This is a genomic window from Bradyrhizobium sp. USDA 4502 (assembly GCF_054063355.1).
In genome coordinates, this window is record NZ_JBSSGF010000001.1 from 7,149,648 (window position 1) to 7,166,183 (window position 16,536).

General features: G+C 65.2%; 16 protein-coding genes. 5 read left to right on the top strand and 11 right to left on the bottom strand.

Annotated features, from left to right (window positions below; translation table 11 throughout):
* Nucleotides 1-267 precede the first annotated feature (267 nt).
* A complete protein-coding gene (locus ACVW1B_RS33325) occupies nt 268-498 on the bottom strand; it encodes a hypothetical protein (protein WP_253606066.1) in 231 nt (76 codons plus the stop codon).
* Between the two features lie 68 nt (nt 499-566).
* A complete protein-coding gene (locus ACVW1B_RS33330; protein WP_310882109.1) occupies nt 567-1,643 on the bottom strand; it encodes a flavodoxin family protein in 1,077 nt (358 codons plus the stop codon).
* Between the two features lie 184 nt (nt 1,644-1,827).
* On the opposite strand from ACVW1B_RS33330, the gene ACVW1B_RS33335 reads away from it, so the two are divergent.
* From ACVW1B_RS33335 to ACVW1B_RS33345, 3 genes are read left to right on the top strand one after another with little or no spacing between them, the layout of a single operon-like run.
* Nucleotides 1,828-2,451: a phosphatase PAP2 family protein gene (locus ACVW1B_RS33335; RefSeq protein ID WP_253606062.1), complete on the top strand. Its 624-nt coding sequence runs from the start codon at nt 1,828-1,830 to the stop codon at nt 2,449-2,451.
* A complete protein-coding gene (locus ACVW1B_RS33340; RefSeq protein WP_057015633.1) occupies nt 2,448-2,795 on the top strand; it encodes a DUF3147 family protein in 348 nt (115 codons plus the stop codon). The genes ACVW1B_RS33335 and ACVW1B_RS33340 overlap by 4 nt, the downstream gene beginning before the upstream one ends.
* Nucleotides 2,792-3,274 carry a DUF3147 family protein gene (locus ACVW1B_RS33345; protein ID WP_253606060.1) on the top strand — a complete coding sequence of 161 codons (483 nt, stop codon included), beginning with the start codon at nt 2,792-2,794 and terminating at the stop codon, nt 3,272-3,274. The genes ACVW1B_RS33340 and ACVW1B_RS33345 overlap by 4 nt, the downstream gene beginning before the upstream one ends.
* Nucleotides 3,275-3,280: 6 nt before the next feature.
* Here ACVW1B_RS33345 and ACVW1B_RS33350 read toward each other — a convergent pair whose 3' ends face one another.
* The 8 genes from ACVW1B_RS33350 to ACVW1B_RS33385 all read right to left on the bottom strand — a co-directional run bounded on the left by ACVW1B_RS33350 (nt 3,281) and on the right by ACVW1B_RS33385 (nt 12,056).
* Entirely contained in the window at nt 3,281-3,982 is a 702-nt protein-coding gene (locus tag ACVW1B_RS33350; protein WP_253606059.1) for a branched-chain amino acid ABC transporter ATP-binding protein, read from the bottom strand.
* Complete coding sequence (locus ACVW1B_RS33355; protein ID WP_028343255.1) at nt 3,975-4,709, bottom strand: ABC transporter ATP-binding protein; 735 nt, start codon at nt 4,707-4,709, stop codon at nt 3,975-3,977. The genes ACVW1B_RS33350 and ACVW1B_RS33355 overlap by 8 nt, the downstream gene beginning before the upstream one ends.
* Complete coding sequence (locus ACVW1B_RS33360; RefSeq protein ID WP_253588262.1) at nt 4,696-5,790, bottom strand: branched-chain amino acid ABC transporter permease; 1,095 nt, start codon at nt 5,788-5,790, stop codon at nt 4,696-4,698. The genes ACVW1B_RS33355 and ACVW1B_RS33360 overlap by 14 nt, the downstream gene beginning before the upstream one ends.
* A gap of 7 nt (nt 5,791-5,797) precedes the next feature.
* A complete protein-coding gene (locus ACVW1B_RS33365; protein ID WP_253606058.1) occupies nt 5,798-7,015 on the bottom strand; it encodes a substrate-binding protein in 1,218 nt (405 codons plus the stop codon).
* A gap of 4 nt (nt 7,016-7,019) precedes the next feature.
* Nucleotides 7,020-7,877, bottom strand: coding sequence for a branched-chain amino acid ABC transporter permease (locus tag ACVW1B_RS33370; RefSeq protein WP_028337306.1), 858 nt, complete (start codon nt 7,875-7,877; stop codon nt 7,020-7,022).
* A gap of 54 nt (nt 7,878-7,931) precedes the next feature.
* Entirely contained in the window at nt 7,932-9,446 is a 1,515-nt protein-coding gene (locus tag ACVW1B_RS33375; protein ID WP_253606057.1) for an amidase, read from the bottom strand.
* A gap of 164 nt (nt 9,447-9,610) precedes the next feature.
* A complete protein-coding gene (locus ACVW1B_RS33380) occupies nt 9,611-10,795 on the bottom strand; it encodes a substrate-binding domain-containing protein (protein ID WP_456823079.1) in 1,185 nt (394 codons plus the stop codon).
* 79 nt (nt 10,796-10,874) lie between these two features.
* Nucleotides 10,875-12,056, bottom strand: a complete 1,182-nt coding sequence (locus tag ACVW1B_RS33385; RefSeq protein ID WP_253606056.1) for a substrate-binding domain-containing protein — start codon at nt 12,054-12,056, stop codon at nt 10,875-10,877.
* Nucleotides 12,057-12,234: 178 nt separating this feature from the next.
* Between ACVW1B_RS33385 and ACVW1B_RS33390 the strand changes: the two genes are divergently transcribed.
* A complete protein-coding gene (locus tag ACVW1B_RS33390) occupies nt 12,235-12,678 on the top strand; it encodes a MarR family winged helix-turn-helix transcriptional regulator (RefSeq protein ID WP_016847408.1) in 444 nt (147 codons plus the stop codon).
* 166 nt (nt 12,679-12,844) lie between these two features.
* A complete protein-coding gene (locus ACVW1B_RS33395) occupies nt 12,845-13,279 on the top strand; it encodes a VOC family protein (protein WP_092083116.1) in 435 nt (144 codons plus the stop codon).
* 56 nt (nt 13,280-13,335) lie between these two features.
* On the opposite strand, the gene secA is transcribed toward ACVW1B_RS33395, so the two are convergent.
* Entirely contained in the window at nt 13,336-16,200 is a 2,865-nt protein-coding gene (gene secA / locus ACVW1B_RS33400; RefSeq protein WP_253606055.1) for a preprotein translocase subunit SecA, read from the bottom strand.
* Between the last annotated feature and the right edge of the window lie 336 nt (nt 16,201-16,536).

Consider the following 16,536-nt stretch of genomic DNA (forward strand, 5'->3'; position numbering starts at 1 on the left):
GAGTGTGTGGCGCGGTCTGCGAGTCACACCACAACGTTCTCGCGACATGATTTGTCCGAGCTTTGCTCTTCGTTCCGCCCTCTCCGTTGGCAGAGCGCGCAGGGAAAGCCGGGCGCCGATCGCACCCAAAGCGTCAGGCCTGCACGATTTCGCCGTCCGCGTTGCGTGCTTTCGTCAGTACCGCGCGCAGACGCCTCGTCGCTGCCGCACCGCCACGCTCGCAGGTTCGAACACCACGCTCCGTCACCGTCGCATGCACGTTGACCGTTACATTCCGTGGCTTTCGAAAACCTTCTTGCAGCTTCGGCTCAGGCTGGCCCGCTTCATCTGAAGACAGTTCTGCACGGCACCGTCATTGCCGAGGTCCTTCCGGCAGAAGCGCTGTGCATCGCGGGTGCACGCGCTCTGTTCCGATGGCGTACCGGAATGCTGCGCCAACGCGGCACTGCTGCTCATCACCGCAGCAGCAACAAGAGCTGCAATCGAAATATAGCGCATTGTGACTTCCTCCCGCGGCCTAACGGGCAGCCGGGGCGCTTCGTTCCTTTGGGAACCCGGATTCCATCCTACTTCGGCCGCGGGTCCTCAAGCCCCTTGCCGGGATCTTCCAGATGCCCGGTGCGCGCGAGGTCGACGGCGGCGCCGAGCGCCAGCGCGACATTGCGCACCTGTTCCTGGAAGGCCCTGTCTTCGTCGAGATCGCGGTGCGACGTCGCATAGGGCTTCATGTAGCCGACATAGCCATCGATTTCGGCCCTGCCGCCGGCCGAGATCAACTCCATGTCGGTGAGCCAGTCCGCAAGGAAGCGGCGGCATGTTTCCGCACCGACGCTGTCGCCGTGGACCACGATGCCGAAATGCCGGCCGCGCAAATGCTTGGGGTATGGCCAGCCCTTGAGTTCGAGCGCCTTGGCTTTGCTCGCGGTCTTGCCGTGGGTCGAGGTCGGATCGGGATTGCCGCCATCGGCGCAGACCAGGCGATCGATCATCGCCTTGAGTCCGGTCGGCGTCTGGTACCAGTTGACCGGCGAGATGATCATGATGCCGTGCGCGCGCACCCACAGCGGATAGATCTCGTTCATCCAGTCGTCGGTTTGCCCGAGCGAGTGGTTCGGATAGCAGCTGCACGGCCAGTGGCAAAGCGCCATCGAGGTCGACACGCAGGACTTGCAGGGGTGAATCTCCCTGCCGAACTCGGACGTCAGCCGCGACAGATCGAGCACATCGACCGCCAAGCCCATCTCGCGGAAGGCGGCCTCGGCGATCTCGACCATGCGCCAGCTTTTGGACATCTCGCCGGGACACGTATGTTCGCTGCGCGAGGAGCCGTTGATCAGCAGGATATGCGGCGCTTCGTTTGGATCGTCGTGCCTGCGCTGCGCTTCATCGATGGCATCGCGCGCGGACAGCCAATCGACCGCGAGATCATAGTCGGGATCGGCAAAACCGGGGCCGGCCTTGCGGGTAACCGGCGCCTTGCGCGAATGACGATAGGCGTCCCAGGCGCCGGCGAGGATTGTCGCAAGCTCCGTCTGCATGGATTGAACGACCGGATCGGCAAATCGCTTGCGGTAGCGCCGTTCGAATTCATCGCGCGAAAGCTTGACCGGCGGCATCCCCTTGCGAACGTCCGGCTCCTTCATCGAGACCTCTCCCGCCTACAATCCATCGCCCGCCGTGCATCCCGGTTAGCGCGCGAAACCTCGGGATTGAGCCTTGGGATCAGGTCGAGACGGGCAAGAGTTCAAGAGCATCGATCTGCATTTGGTTCCTTGCACGCCGGTTAGGACCCATGCCGCGCCTGGTGCGTTGGATGGGAACCTGATCATGCATACGACAGCCCGAGTTCGCGCACGCCGCCATCGAGGCGCCCCCTTCCCGATCACCATTCGCCCGACCGCGGCGGACGCCATGATCGCGCGTGCGATCGCCCGCAACACCGCACCTGCGCCGGAAGAGATCGCCCGCACGCTGACCTGGGGCGCTGACGAAAAGGTCCTGCTTGTGCTCGCCGCCGCAGGCTGGCTCGCCTCACGCGGGCGCGGCGCCTCGCTCGAGCGCGCCGGCAATCACGCGCTGCTGGTGACGGTCGCAGCATCGCTGCTGCCGCATGGCCTGAAGTTGCTGTTCAACCAGACTCGCCCGGATCGCCTGACCGTGGCCGGCCATGCCAACGGCATCCCGATCTCTGGCAGGCGCGACGACGCCTTCCCATCCGGCCACGCGCTGCATATGGGCGCGCTGGCGTCGGCGGCAGCGACATTGCCCGCCGGCGCGCGCCGCCCAATCCAGGCACTCGCGGTCGGCCTCTCGCTGACGCGCATTATGGTTCTCGCACACTGGACGAGCGACGTGATCGCGGGATTCGGGCTCGGAGCACTTCTCGAGCGGCTGCTGCGATTGTGGACCGGCTATCCCGGTGACGATCCACCGCGGGGCAAGGCGCGATGAGCGAATATGTCATCCGCTTTCTCGTGGGCGGGGCCGTGGTGTCGGCCTTCGCGATGCTGGGTGACGTGCTGCGTCCGAAGAGCTTCGCCGGGCTGTTCGGCGCGGCGCCGTCGGTTGCGCTCGCCACCCTCGGCATCGCCGTGTACCAGCACGGCACCGACTATGCCGGCCTGCAGAGCCGCGCGATGATGGCTGGCGCCGTTGCGCTTGCCATCTATAGCTTCGTGGTCTGCCAATTGCTGATTCGCGCGAGGCTCCGCGCTGCCCCCGCCACCTTGCTGGCGCTTGTCGTCTGGCTCGCGATCGTCTTCGGCTTGCTGGGCGTTGCCGGAGGACAGGCATGACACCGGTCCGCGTCTCACTGTCCTCGCTCAGGGAAAGCCGCTGGACCGAATATCTGATCCGCTTCGTGCTCGGTGGCGGCGCCACTGTCCTGACCGGCCTGATCAGCAGCACTTGCGGCGCCTATGTCGGCGGCGCCTTTCTTGCACTCCCCGCCATCTTCTGCGCCAGCGCCACCCTGATCGAGAAGCATGAAATCCGCCGCAAGCGGAACGCCGGCCTCGATGGCACGTGGCGCGGGCAGCAGGCCGCGGCGCTCGATGCGGCGGGCGCTGCGCTCGGCGCGGTCGGCATGCTGGCATTTGCTGTCGTCTTCCTGCTGACGGTCGATCGCAGCGTGCCGGCCGCCTTCATCGCCGCATCGCTGGCCTGGCTGATCTGCTCGGTCGCGACCTGGTATGTGCGTCGCGAGATGCGATCGGCACGGCGGACGCCGGGAGACGGCGTGATCGGCCGCAAGGCCGATCGCCTGCCGCACTGAAGCCTGCTACGGCGCCAGATAGCGCAGCAGTTCGGGATCGCTCCGCACCTCGCTCGCGCCGCCCTGCAGCGCGACGCGGCCGCGGTCCAGCACATAGGCATAGTCGGCGACGCGCAGCGCGAGGTCGAGATGCTGCTCGACGATCACGACCGAGATGCTTTTGGCGAGCTCGATCAGCCGTTCGGTGATCTCCTCGATCACGCCGATCCAGACGCCTTCGGTCGGCTCGTCCAGCAGCAGCAGCTTCGGATTGCCGAGCATGGCGCGGCCGATCGCCAGCATCTTGCGCTCGCCGCCGGACAGCGTGCCGGCCGGCTGGTCGAGCCGCTGGCCGAGTTTCGGGAAGATCGTCAGCACGCGATCGACCGCGCTGGCATCGGAATTGAACAGCGACCCGACCGCGAGGTTGTCGCGCACCGACAGGCGGGCGAACACCGAATGCTCCTGCGGCACATAGCCGATGCCGGAGCGCACCCGCTCCTCGGTGCGGCGGCGGGTGATGTCGCGGCCGTCGAAGAACAACTCGCCCTGCGAGCTCGTGAGCTCGCCGACGATGGTCTTCATCAGCGTGGTCTTGCCGGCGCCGTTGCGGCCGAGCACGGCGACGCCGCCGCGCCAGGGAATGCCGATGTTGACATCGAACAGGACCTGGCTGCGGCCATAACCGGCATCGAGATGCCGGATATCGAGGAAGGTTTGCTCAGGCACGGCGAAGATAGATCTCCTGGACGCTTTTGTTGGCCTGGATTTCCGCGACCGTTCCCGAGGCCAGCACCTTGCCCTGGTCGAGCACGGTGAGGCGGTCGCAGATGTCGCGGATGAAATCGAGGTCGTGTTCGACGATGACGAGCGAGCAATGCTGCTTGATCGGCTGCAACAGCTCGCCGGTGACGCGGCGCTCCTCGAGGCTCATGCCGCCGGTCGGCTCGTCCAGCAGCAACAGCCGTGGCTTGCCGGCGAGCGCCATCGCGATCTCGAGCCATTGCTGCTGGCCGTGCGACAGCGCCGCGGCGGCATCATGCGCGCGATCGGCGAGCCGGAACTGGGTCAGCATCGTCATCACCTGATCGTGCAGCTTCTTGCGGGTGCGCGACAGCACCAGGTCGAACAGCGAGCAGTGCGCCTGCAGCGCCAGCAGGATGTTGTCATACAGCGTCAGCGTCGGCAGCACCGAGGTGATCTGGAACTTCAGGCTCATGCCGGCGCGGGCGCGCTCGGTCGGCGTGAACGCCGTGATGTCGGTGTTGATGAAGCTGACCTTGCCGGTGGTCGGCACCTCGGCGCCGGCGACGCATTTCATCAGCGTGCTCTTGCCCGAGCCGTTCGGGCCGATCAGGCCGTGGAACTCGTTCTCGCCGACGGTCAGCGCCGCACCGTCGAGCGCGGTCAGCTTGCCGAACACTTTGCTGATGCCTTGCGCCTCAAGGAGCGGCATTGCCGGTCTCCTTCGGGGCTTTGCCGAAACTGCCGACCCGCTCGCGCTCGCCGAGCACGAAGGAGATCAGCCCGAGCGGCCGGAACATGATGACGAGCAGCAGCAGCACGCCGAGGATGATCGGCCAGACGTCGCGGTAATTGTCCGACAGCCAGAAGCTGACGCCCTCGATGATCACGGTGCCGATCACGGCGCCGATCAGCGTGCCGGAGCCGCCGAACAGGACGTAGAGCACGACCTGGGTCGAGAACACGACGCCCAGCATGTTGGGCCAGACGAAGCCCTCGTGGAAGGCATAGAGGCTGCCGGCGAGACCGGCGATGGTGCCGCCGACCGCGAAGATGATCGCCTTCAGGTGCTGCGCCTTGTAGCCGAAGAAGGCGATGCGCTGCTCGTTCTCGCGCAGCCCCGCGAGCGCGAGGCCAAATTGCGAGCGCACCAGGAAGCGGCAGAGCAGGTAGACGACCACGAGGATGCCGAGCACCATGTAGTAGTAGATCGGGCCCTCCTCGAACTCGTAGCTGCCGAGGGTGAGCGGCGGGATCGACGGGATGCCGTTCTGGCCGCCGAGATAATACCAGCCGCGCGCCAGCCGGTCCGCGGCATAGGAGCCGGTGAGGGTGCCGAGCGAGACGAAGATCACGCTCGAGGGATAACGCCCGAGCAGCAGGAAGCCGCCGAGCAGCAGCGACGCAGTGAGCCCGATCAGCGTGCCGGCAGGCAGGATCAGGAGGATCGAGGTGACATTGAGATCGCGTGCCAAGAGCGCCACGCCGTAGCCGGCGGCGCCGAAGAACAGCGCCTGGCCGAAGCTCATGATGCCGGCATAGCCCCACACCAGGTCGAACGACAGGGCGAACAACGCGAGGATCACCACGCGGGTGGCGAACACCGTCAGATAGTCCTGCAGCACCCATGGCAGGACCAGTGCGATCAGCAGCACCAGCCCTTCCACGATCGGCAGGACCTTCCATCCTGCCGATACCCGTCCCGCCGGCGCGCTTGCGGCCGGTGCACCCTCGCCCGTCACGACATCTGGTTCCTCACCGACGCGTGCGACAGCCTCTCTTGCTCCAACCATGGATCGCTCAGCATTCCTTGGGATCAACGAGACCGTCGCTGCGCGCGACGATCTCATAGTTCCCGCCTTTGGCAACAGCGGTGTACATCTTCATCTTGCAATGACGCTTGCCCGGCACCATCTCCGCCGGTCCGCCCGGCCCTTCGGCGATCTTGGCGTGGTCGAGCGCGGCCGCAACGGAGTCGCGGTCGACCTTGCCGGCCTCCTTGACCGCCGCCTCCCACAGCTTGAGGCCGCGATAGGTTCCGGTGGCGGCGCTGCCGGCCGCGAACAGGAAGTTGCCGGGGAAATCCTTCTCATAGGCTGCCTGGAGCTTGGCGTCGAACGGATCCTCCTTGGTCAGCACCTTGAAATAGTCGAGGCAGCTCGCAAGGCCCTCGATCTCGTTGGCCTGATTGATGTTGAGCGTGTTCTCGTCATAGTAGACGCAGGCGAGCCGCCCGCCGTTCTTGAGGAAGCCGGCTTCATAGAGCTGCTTGAAGAACGGACCGACGCCGGGCGGGATCACGGTGTTGAAGACGACGTCGACCTTGTTGGAGATGACGCGGTTGACGGTGGCCGAGAAGTCGACCTGGTCGAGCGGGTAGTATTCCTCGAACACCACCTCGCCGCCGCTCGACTCGATCACCTTGCGGGCGTAGACGTTGAGCGTGTGCGGCCAGACATAGTTGGCGCTCGGCAGCGCGAATTTCTTGCCGCCGTTCTTGATCAGCCAGGGAATGAAGGTGTCGCATTGCTGCGCCGGGGTCGGTCCGGTGCAGAACAGATAGGGCGTGCACTCCTTGCCCTCGTAGAGCTGCGGATAGATGTAGAGCGTCTTGCCGCGCGCCACGATCGGATCCTTGATCGCGTTGCGCATCGACGAGGTGATGCCGCCGAGCACCATGTCGACCTTGTCGCGCTGGATCAGCTTGCGGACATTGCCGACCGCGACCGATTCGTTCGAGGCGGTGTCCTCGATATAGAGCTCGAGCGGCCGGCCGAGCAGGCCGCCGCCGGCGTTGATCTCCTTGATCACCATCTTGGCGACGTTGGCGTCGGCGTTGCCGGCATAGGCGATCGGGCCGGTCAGGTCGGTCGCGATGCCGACCTTGATCGGTCCCTCGGCGGCGTTGGCCCAGTCGGGCCTGACCACCCAGCTGCCGACCCCGGTCGCGAGCGCGCCGGTCGCGAACGCGAAATTGCTCATGAAGCGGCGGCGCGTGAGATTGGTGCGATCGAACATCTGACTAAACCCCTTTTCCCGATATGAGGCCCTGCGGGCGGAATTTGATGAAGGCAATTGCGAGCACGAAGACGAGGACGTCGGCGACGACCGGAGACATCACCCATGGCAGCGCCGCGCTGAGCGTGCCGATCACACCGGCGCCGGCGACCGGACCGATGAAGGAGCCGACCCCACCGACCATCACGGCGACGAAGCCCTGGATCAGGAAGCGGATGCCGAGGTCGGCAAACAGGCTGAACACCGGCACGATCAGCGCGCCGGCAAGCCCGGCCAGTGCCGCGCCGAACGCGAAGGTCGCCCCGTAGATCAGGGGCGTCGAGATGCCCGACGCGCGCGCCAGCGCCGGATTCTCCAGCGTGGCGCGGACCCGAAGCCCGAACGAGGTGCGCGCCAGCAAGAGATAGCAGCCACCCATCACCAACAGCGTGATCACGATGATGGTGAAGCGCCAGGCCGAGATGTGGACCGAGCCGAGGTCGATCGAGCCGCCGATCGGCTCCGGCACCGTGAGATAGAAGCCGCCGATCAGGCCGCGCACGCTTTCGCGGATGATCAGGCCGAGCGCATAGGTGCCGAGCATCGCCACGATCGGCGCGGCGTAGAAGCGCCGGATTATGAGCGCCTCGAGCACGAAGCCGATCGCGCCGACCACGAAGGGCGCCGCGACCATGCCGGCCCAGACCGGTGCGCCATGGGCGTAGGCCAGATAGGTGACATAGGCCCCGAGCAGGACGAACTCGCCCTGCGCGAAGTTGAAGATGCCCATCATGCTGGCGATGATGCCGAGCCCGAGCACCACCAGCACGATGATCGCGCCGAAGCTCACGATCTCGAACGCCGCGGCAAAAGTGCTAGCCATGTCGTTCGATCCGGCGTTCGATCCATCCAGCCTGCGTCTGCAACAAGCGGCGCCTCACATCTTCTTCCAGTCGCCGGCCTGCTCGAAGGCGTGCGCGGCGCGGTAGATGGTGGATTCCTCGAACATCCGGCCGACCAGCATCAACCCGACCGGCAGGCCATCGACCATGCCGCAGGGCAGCGACATCGCCGGGTGATGGGTGATGTCGAACGGCGCGGTGTTGGTGATCATCTCGAGCGCGCGGGCGACATAGTCCTCGCGGCTGGCATTGGCCGCCGGCAAAGGCGGCGCCTTCATCGGCGTGGTCGGCAGCAGCAGCAGGTCGTAATCCTTGAATGCCTTGTCATAGGCCGCGGTGAGGCGGCGCGAGATGTTGAGCGCCTTGCCGTAGAAGCGCGGACCGAAGCTGTTGTTGATGTAGGTGCCGAGCATCATGAACAGCTTGGTGGTCTCCGACAGCGAATCCGCCTGGCGGCGCCAGCCGCGATGGAAATCCATCAGCGAGGTCGAATAGAGGTCGGGCCGGCTGAGGCCGTAGCCGTCGCCGAACATCATGGTCTGGGTCAGGCCTTCGGTGCCGATCGGGGTCCAGATCGCGGGGCCGACCATGTGCATCGGGATCGACACGGTGTCGACCGACGCACCGAGGTCCTTGAAACGCTTGGCCGCCTCGCGCACGCTTTCATTGACCGCGGCTTCCGCGGTCGGCTGCTCGAAACCTTCCTTGAGGATGCCGATCTTCATGCCCTTGACGCCCTTGCCCAGCGCCTTGGTGTAATCCTCGACCTTGGGCGCCTTGATGCGCGGATCGTAGCCGTCGTCACCGGCGATCACCTCGAGCAGCAGCGCGTTGTCCTCCACAGTCGCGGTCATCGGTCCGGTGTGGTCGACGAAAATCTCGATCGGCATGATGCCGGTATAGGGCACGAGGCCCCAGGTCGGCTTCATGCCGTAGGTGCCGCAGAACGAGGACGGCATGCGGATCGAGCCGCCCTGGTCGCCGCCGATCGCCATGTCGACCTCGCCGAGCGCGACCACGACGCCGGAGCCCGACGACGAGCCGCCGGCCGAGTAGCCCATCTTGTGCGGATTGTGCACCGCTCCGTAGGAGTTGGTGTGGCTGCCGCCGGACAGGCAGAAGTGCTCGCAATGGGTCTTGCCGGCGATTTCGGCGCCCGCATCGAGCATGCGCGTGACGATGGTGGCGTCGAAATCGGGGATATAGCCTTCCAGCGTCGACGAGCCGTTCGTCATCGGCACGCCGGCCAGCATGATGTTGTCCTTCAGCGCCACCGTCTTGCCCTTGAGCTTGCCGGAGGCCGCGCCCTTCACGGTCGACTTGTAGTACCAGGCGTTGCGCGGGTTCTCCTCTGGCGCCGGGCGATAGCCGGGCGTGCGCGGATATTTCACCGCAGGCAGTTCGTCCGGCATCGCGGCGATCACGTTGTAGGCGTCGATCGAGCCCTGCATCAGGCCGCGGAACGAGGCCACATCCTCATCGGTCAGTGACAGGCCGCACTGCTCGGCGACGGCACGAAGTTGCGTTGGTGTGGGAAGGACGACGGTCACGGCGCTCTCCTGATAGCTTTTGATCTTTGGATTTGATCCTTCGAGGCAGGTGCAGCGGCGCGTTGCCCGCGCGAACCGCTCACCCCGTTGTTGTATTGAAAACGGAAATATTTTCCTTTTCAAGTATTATTTCGCAAAACCTTCCGGCGACGCCGTCGCACTGCTCAGATCGGCTTGATCACCCTGAAGTCGAGACCATCGGCTTCGGCAAGATACATCGGCATCCTGGCATGGCCGCTGTGCACCGTGACCGGACCGCGCGGGCCGCGATAGACGAGGTTGTCCGCCGCCGCGAGCAGCGGCCGCATGTCCAGCGTGCCGGCGCGCTTGGCGGCGGCCTCGAGCAGGCAGAACCCTTCATAGGCGGACTCGCTGCACGAGCCGACCGGCGGCGCGAACGCCCCGAACATCGCGCGATAGCGGTCCCTGAAATCGTCGCCGGCCTGCGAGCCGACGGAGGGGAAATAGCCGGAGGCGCAGTACAGGTTCTCGGTCTTGTCGGCGCCGATGCCGAGCAGCGCCGTCTCGTCGAAACAGCCGGCAAAGCGCAGCGTGGTAGCGGCAAGGCCGGCATCGGCGAAGGCGCGGTTGAAGGTCACGCTGTCGGTGCCGATCAGCGAGATCAGCACGACATCGGGCTTCGCGGCGCGGATGCGTTCCAGCTGCGCCTCGTGATTATCCTCGCCGACCGGCACGAACTCCTCGCCGACCACGAGACCGCCGGTCTCCTTGATGTAACGCTTCACCGCGCGGTGCGACTGCCATGGCCAGACATAATCGCTGCCGATCAGGTACCAGCGCGAGGCGCGCTTCGCCTCGGCCAGCCAGTGGATCGACGGCCGGTTCTGCCAGCGCGGCGTCTCGCCGATCGCAATGACGCCCGGCGTCCGCTCGCCACCCTCATAGACCGGCGTGTAGATGTAGGGGATCTTGCTGCGGGTGATCAGGCCACGCAACGCGACGCGCACCGCGCTGGTGTGCATGCCCATGATGAGATCGACGTCGTCGGATGCGATCGCCTGCTCGGCGCGATCGAGCACGTCCTCGATCGGTCCGCCGGCGTCATAGACCGAGAACTCGACCTCGCGGCCGAGGATGCCGCCGCGCCGGTTGATGTCGGCGACGGCGAGCTGTGCGCTCGAGGTCGCGGCCGGTCCCCACATCCCGGGCGAACCGGTGCAGCAGACGAAGCCGGCGATCCGAAGCCGGCTGCGCGCACCGCGCGGACCGAAACCGTCCCGATCCATCGGTGAAAATATGCGATCGGACCGCGCCGACGTCAGGTTCCGGAACAGCAGGGAAGGCGGGCATGGAAGGCCGCCATACCTGTTGCTCGAGGTTCGGGCCATGACGTAGGGCGTCGAATGCACACCTGCTCCTGTCTGGCACCGGCAAGCCGCGCGGCGAGCGCGGCATCGCCCGGTCCATCTAGATCGTCCTGATCACATTGAAGTCGAGACCGTCGGCCTCGGCAAGATAGATCGGCATCTCGGCGCGGCCGTCGCGGATGGTGACGGTGCCGCGCGCGCCGCTGTAGACGAGGTTGTGCGCTGCGGCGGACAACGGTCCGATCGACAGCGAGCGCGCCTGATTGGCCGCCGCCTCGAGAAAGCGCATCCCCTCATAATTGGACTGCCCGACCGAACCGATAGGCGGCGCATGCGCCCCGAACATCGCGCGGTAACTGGTCCGAAAGTCGTCATTGGCGCGCGAATCGATGCAGCCGAAATAGCCGGAGGCGCAGAACAGGTTCTCGGTCGAGTCCGGGCCGATGCCGAGCATCACGGTCTCGTCCATCGCGCCGGCGTAACGCAGCGTGGTCGCCGCAAGCCCCGCCTCGGCGAAGGCGCGGTTGAAGGTGATGCTGTCGGTGCCGATCAGGCTGATCAGCACGACGTCGGGCTTGGCGGCGCGAATCCGCGCCAGATGCGGCTCGTGATTGTCCTCGCCGAGCGGAACGAATTCCTCGCCGACGACATGGCCGCCGGCCTCCTTGATATAGCGCTTCACCGCGCGATGCGACTGCCAGGGCCAGACATAATCGCTGCCGATCAGATACCAGCGCTGCGTCTTCTTGACCTCGGTGAGCCAGTGGATCGCCGGGCGACTCTCGGCGCGCGGCGTCTCGCCGATCGCCATCACGCCGGGCGTCCTCTCGCCGCCCTCATAGACCGGCGTGTAGACATAGGGGATGCGGCCGGCCGTGACCTTGCGCAGCGCGAGGCGCACCGCCGAGATATGCGAGCCCATGATCACGTCGATCTCGTCGAACGCGATCGCCCGCTCGGCGCGGCGCACCACCTCCTCGATCGGGCCGCCGGCGTCGTACATCGACAATTCGACCTCGCGGCCGCGGATGCCGCCGCGGCGGTTGATCTCGGCGACCGCGAGCATGACGCTGTTGGCGGAGATCGGCCCCCAGATCCCGGGCGCGCCGGAGAAGGTGATGAAATTGCCGATTCGAAGCTTGCTGTCGGTGCCGCGACGGCGCGACGAGCCGGGCTTGAGGGTCAAAGCGAGATCGGCCGCGCAGGACGACGGATTTCGAAACAGCAGCGGCGGCGCGACGGGCATGCCGCCATACGCCTGGAAAGAGACCGTCGAGAGCACGCCAACTCCTGTCTGGGAAGCAGTACGCAACGCAGCCAGCGGGCGGTCGCGGCATCCGCCCCTTGGTTGGGGGAATATCCTAGGTGAAAATATTGAATATTCAACAATTGAAGTGCATATAGAAACGGCATGAGTTGCCGGACATTCATTCACCGGGTCAGGAACCAGGTCTCACGCCGTGGCTAAACCGCCGAAAGAAAATTCCCCGATCACCGAACATCTCGCCTACCTGCTGGCGCAAGCCAACCGGGAGATCAACCGGCAGTTGGAGACGCGGCTCGCCAAGGAAGGCGTGCCGGTCGAGCAGTGGCGCATCCTGAAGGTGCTGTCCGACGGCAACGGCCACTCGATGGGCGAGCTTGCGGATGCTGTGCTGCTCAACCATCCGACGCTGACCAAGATGATCGACCGCATGGTGTCGGACGCGCTGGTCTATCGCGTCCAGGATCCCAAGGATCGCCGCAAGGTGCTGATGTTCGTCTCCGACCGCGGCAAGGCGCTGTGCCGGCGGCTCAACTCGCTCGCGGTGAGCCAGGAGGAGCACATCGTCGAGAGCTATGGCGACAAGTCGACCACCGAGCTCAAGCGCCTGCTGGAAAGCCTGATCGGCAGCGCCAATTAGGCCAGCGCCGGCCCGGCGCGCTCTTACCGAAACCATCGAAAAAAGACCGGCAGGAAAATGTCGGGATGCGGCGGTTTGGTGCGTCCTTGGGGCGCGCCCTGCGGCGCAGCCTTCGCGCTTGGCCGCGCTGGTCCACCCGATTACTCGTTAGTGAGGATTTCCCGTCATGACTTCGATCACGCCGTTCCTCTGGCTCGACAACAACGTCCGCGACGCGGTTGCCTTCTACCAATCGGTGTTTCCGAACGCCAAGATCGAGACCGTCAGCGATTTCATGGCGAGCTTCGAGCTCGAAGGGCAGCGGTTCCACGCGCTCAATGGCGGGCCGCAGCACAAGTTCAACGAGGCGGTGTCGTTCTTCCTGAGCGTCGAGACCCAGGAGCAGGTGGACTACTTCTGGGAGAAGCTCACCGACGGCGGCCAGGAATCGCGCTGCGGCTGGCTCAAGGACCGCTTCGGCCTGTCCTGGCAGGTGATCCCGACCGCGCTCGGCCGCTATCTCAGCGCCCCCGATCGCAAGGCAGCCGACCGCGCGATGCAGGCGATGCTGAAGATGCAGAAGATCGTGATCGCCGATCTCGACAGGGCCTTCGCCGGCTGAAGGCGCTGCGGCTCGACGGGCGGGCCAGTCGCCCGCGGCGTCGGCGCGCGCGGCGGCTACGCGTACCGGCCGTGGCAGTGCTTGTACTTCTTGCCAGACCCGCAGGGGCAGTCCTCGTTGCGGCCGACCTTGCCCCAGCTCGCCGGATCGTTCGGATCGCGGTCGGTGGCAATCATCCCCGGCGCCAGCGAGGCCTGGGCGTAGGTCGCCTCGGTCAGGCGGGCCTGCGCGAACTCGTCCTCGCCGGTGTTGGGATCGAGCTTGTGCGCTTCCATCAGCGGCAGCGGCTGCGGCGGCTCCTCCGGCGGCACGATCTCGACCCGCATCAGCTGCGCGGTGACGGCCTCGCGCAGATGCGCGCTCATCTCCTGGAACAGGTTGAAGGCCTCGGTCTTGTACTCCTGCAACGGATCGCGCTGGCCATAGCCGCGCAGCCCGATCACCTGGCGCAGGTGGTCGAGCATGATCAGGTGCTCGCGCCAGAGATGGTCCAGCGTCTGCAGCAGGATGGTCTTCTCGACGTAACGCATCACGTCGGGACCCCATTGCGCGACCTTCGCCGCCATGCGCTCGTCGACGTGGGTCTCGATGCGGGTCAGCAGCTCCTCGTCGGCGATGCCCTCTTCCTTGGCCCATTCGTCAACCGGCAGATCGACATCGAGCACGCGCTTCAGCTCGTCCTTGAGGCCCGCAGTGTCCCACTGCTCGGCATAGGCGTGCTCGGGAATGTATTTGGCGACCACGTCCTCGACGAAGGCATGGCGCATGTCGGTCACGGTCTCGACGACGCTGTCGTCCTTCATCAGGTCGACGCGCTGGTCGAAGATCACCTTGCGCTGGTCGTTCTGGACGTTGTCGAACTTCAAGAGGTTCTTGCGGATGTCGAAGTTGCGCGCCTCGACCTTCTGCTGCGCCTTCTCGAGCGCCTTGTTGATCCAGGGATGGATGATGGCTTCGCCTTCCTGCAGGCCGAGCCGCTGCAGCATGCTGTCGAGCCGATCGGAGCCGAAGATGCGCATCAGATCGTCTTCCAGCGACAGGAAGAACTTCGAGCGGCCGGGATCGCCCTGACGGCCGGAACGGCCGCGCAGCTGGTTGTCGATGCGGCGGGATTCGTGACGCTCGGAGCCGATGATGTAGAGGCCGCCCGGCTTCTTCACGGTTTTCGCGGGCTTGTTGCCCTTGGCGGGCTCGACCTCGAAATCCTCTTCCGCCTTCAGCACGATCTCGCGGAAGCGCTCGATGTCGGCCTTGATCTGCTCGATCTTCTTGGCCTTCTCGGCCTCATCCGTGATCCCGGCGGTCTCCTGCTGGATCCGCATCTCGAGCGAGCCGCCGAGCTTGATGTCGGTGCCGCGGCCGGCCATGTTGGTCGCGATCGTGATCGCGCCCGGCACACCGGCTTCCGCGACGATATAGGCTTCCTGCTCGTGGAAGCGCGCGTTCAGCACCGCGAACAGCTTTGCCGGCTTGCCGGCGCGCGCCGCGGCATAGAGCTTCTCCATGCCGGATTCGGACGTGAAGTCGATCTGCTTGTAGCCGTGCTTCTTCAGGTACTCGGCCAGCACTTCCGACTTCTCGATCGACGCCGTGCCGACCAGCACTGGCTGCAGCCGCTTGTTGGCGCGCTCGATCTCGGCAAGGATCGCGGCGTATTTCTCGTTCTGGGTGCGGTAGACCTCGTCGTCCTCGTCAAGGCGCGCCACCGGCAGGTTAGTCGGGATCTCAACGACCTCGAGCTTGTAGATGTCGAACAGTTCGTCGGCTTCGGTCAGCGCCGTGCCGGTCATGCCGGACAGCTTCTGGTACATCCGGAAATAGTTCTGGAAGGTGATCGAGGCCAGCGTCTGGTTCTCGGGCTGGACCGTGACGTGCTCCTTGGCTTCCAGCGCCTGGTGCAGGCCTTCCGAATAGCGGCGGCCCTGCATCATGCGGCCGGTGAACTCGTCGATGATGACGACCTCGTCGTCGCGGACGATGTAGTCCTTGTCGCGCGTGAACAGCGTGTGCGCGCGCAGCGCCTGGTTGACGTGATGCACGACGGAGACGTTCTCGACGTCGTAAAGCGAGTCGCCCTTGAGCTGGCCGGCGTCGCGCAGCAGGTTCTCCAGCTTCTCCATGCCGCCTTCGGTCAGCGTCACCGTGCGCTGCTTCTCGTCGACCTCGTAGTCGTCCTTCTTGGCGAGATTCGGCATGAAGGTGTCGATCGTGTTGTAGAAATCCGAGCGGTCGTCGAGCGGGCCGGAGATGATCAGCGGCGTGCGCGCCTCGTCGATCAGGATCGAGTCCACTTCGTCGACGATCGCGTAGTAGTGCTCGCGCTGGACCATGTCCTCCAGGCGGTACTTCATGTTGTCGCGCAGATAGTCGAAGCCGTATTCGTTGTTGGTGCCGTAGGTGATGTCGCAGGCATAGGCGGCCTTGCGCTCGGCGTCGTCGAGGCCGTGCACGATCACGCCGGTGGTCAGCCCCAGGAAGGCGTAGATCTGGCCCATCCAGCCGGAGTCGCGGCGGGCGAGGTAGTCGTTGACGGTGACGACGTGGACGCCCTTGCCGGCGAGCGCGTTCAGGTAGACCGCGAGCGTTGCGACCAGCGTCTTGCCTTCGCCGGTCTTCATCTCGGCGATGTCGCCCTCGTGCAGCACCATGCCGCCGATCAGCTGAACGTCGAAATGGCGCTGGCCGAGCGTCCGCTTGGCGGCCTCGCGCACCGTGGCGAAGGCCGGAACCAGGATGTCGTCCAGCGTCTTGCCGCTGGCGAGCTGCTGCTTGAACTCGGCGGTGCGGGCCTTGAGCTGATCGTCCGTCAGTTTGACGAGCTCGGGCTCCAGCGCGTTGATGGCGTTGACGCGGGACTGATACCCCTTGACCCGACGGTCGTTGGCGGAGCCGAAAAACTTGCGGGCGAGAGCGCCGATCATGCGAAATTCCTGTTCTTCGGTCTCGAGTTCGGTCTTCGTTCAGTGTTGGAATTCAACTTGGAATTCAGTCTTGGATTACAGCCTGAGATGGTCCGCCGGATCGCCTATCAACTCACCGTGACGCGCTACGGTTCGAGCCCCGGCCCGGGGGCTCCTCCGCCAATTGAGTGGGAAACAGGCCATCCTGGGTTCAACGGCGAAAAACGCAGCAAAATAAGCGCTCTCGCCGCTGACGCGGTTGGCCAGAGATATGGCCCGGTCGGGGGGTTGTCAACGCTGGCAAGATGTCAAGGAATTCATCATTTTGACAAGACTTTCGCGTTGCCAATGTAACAC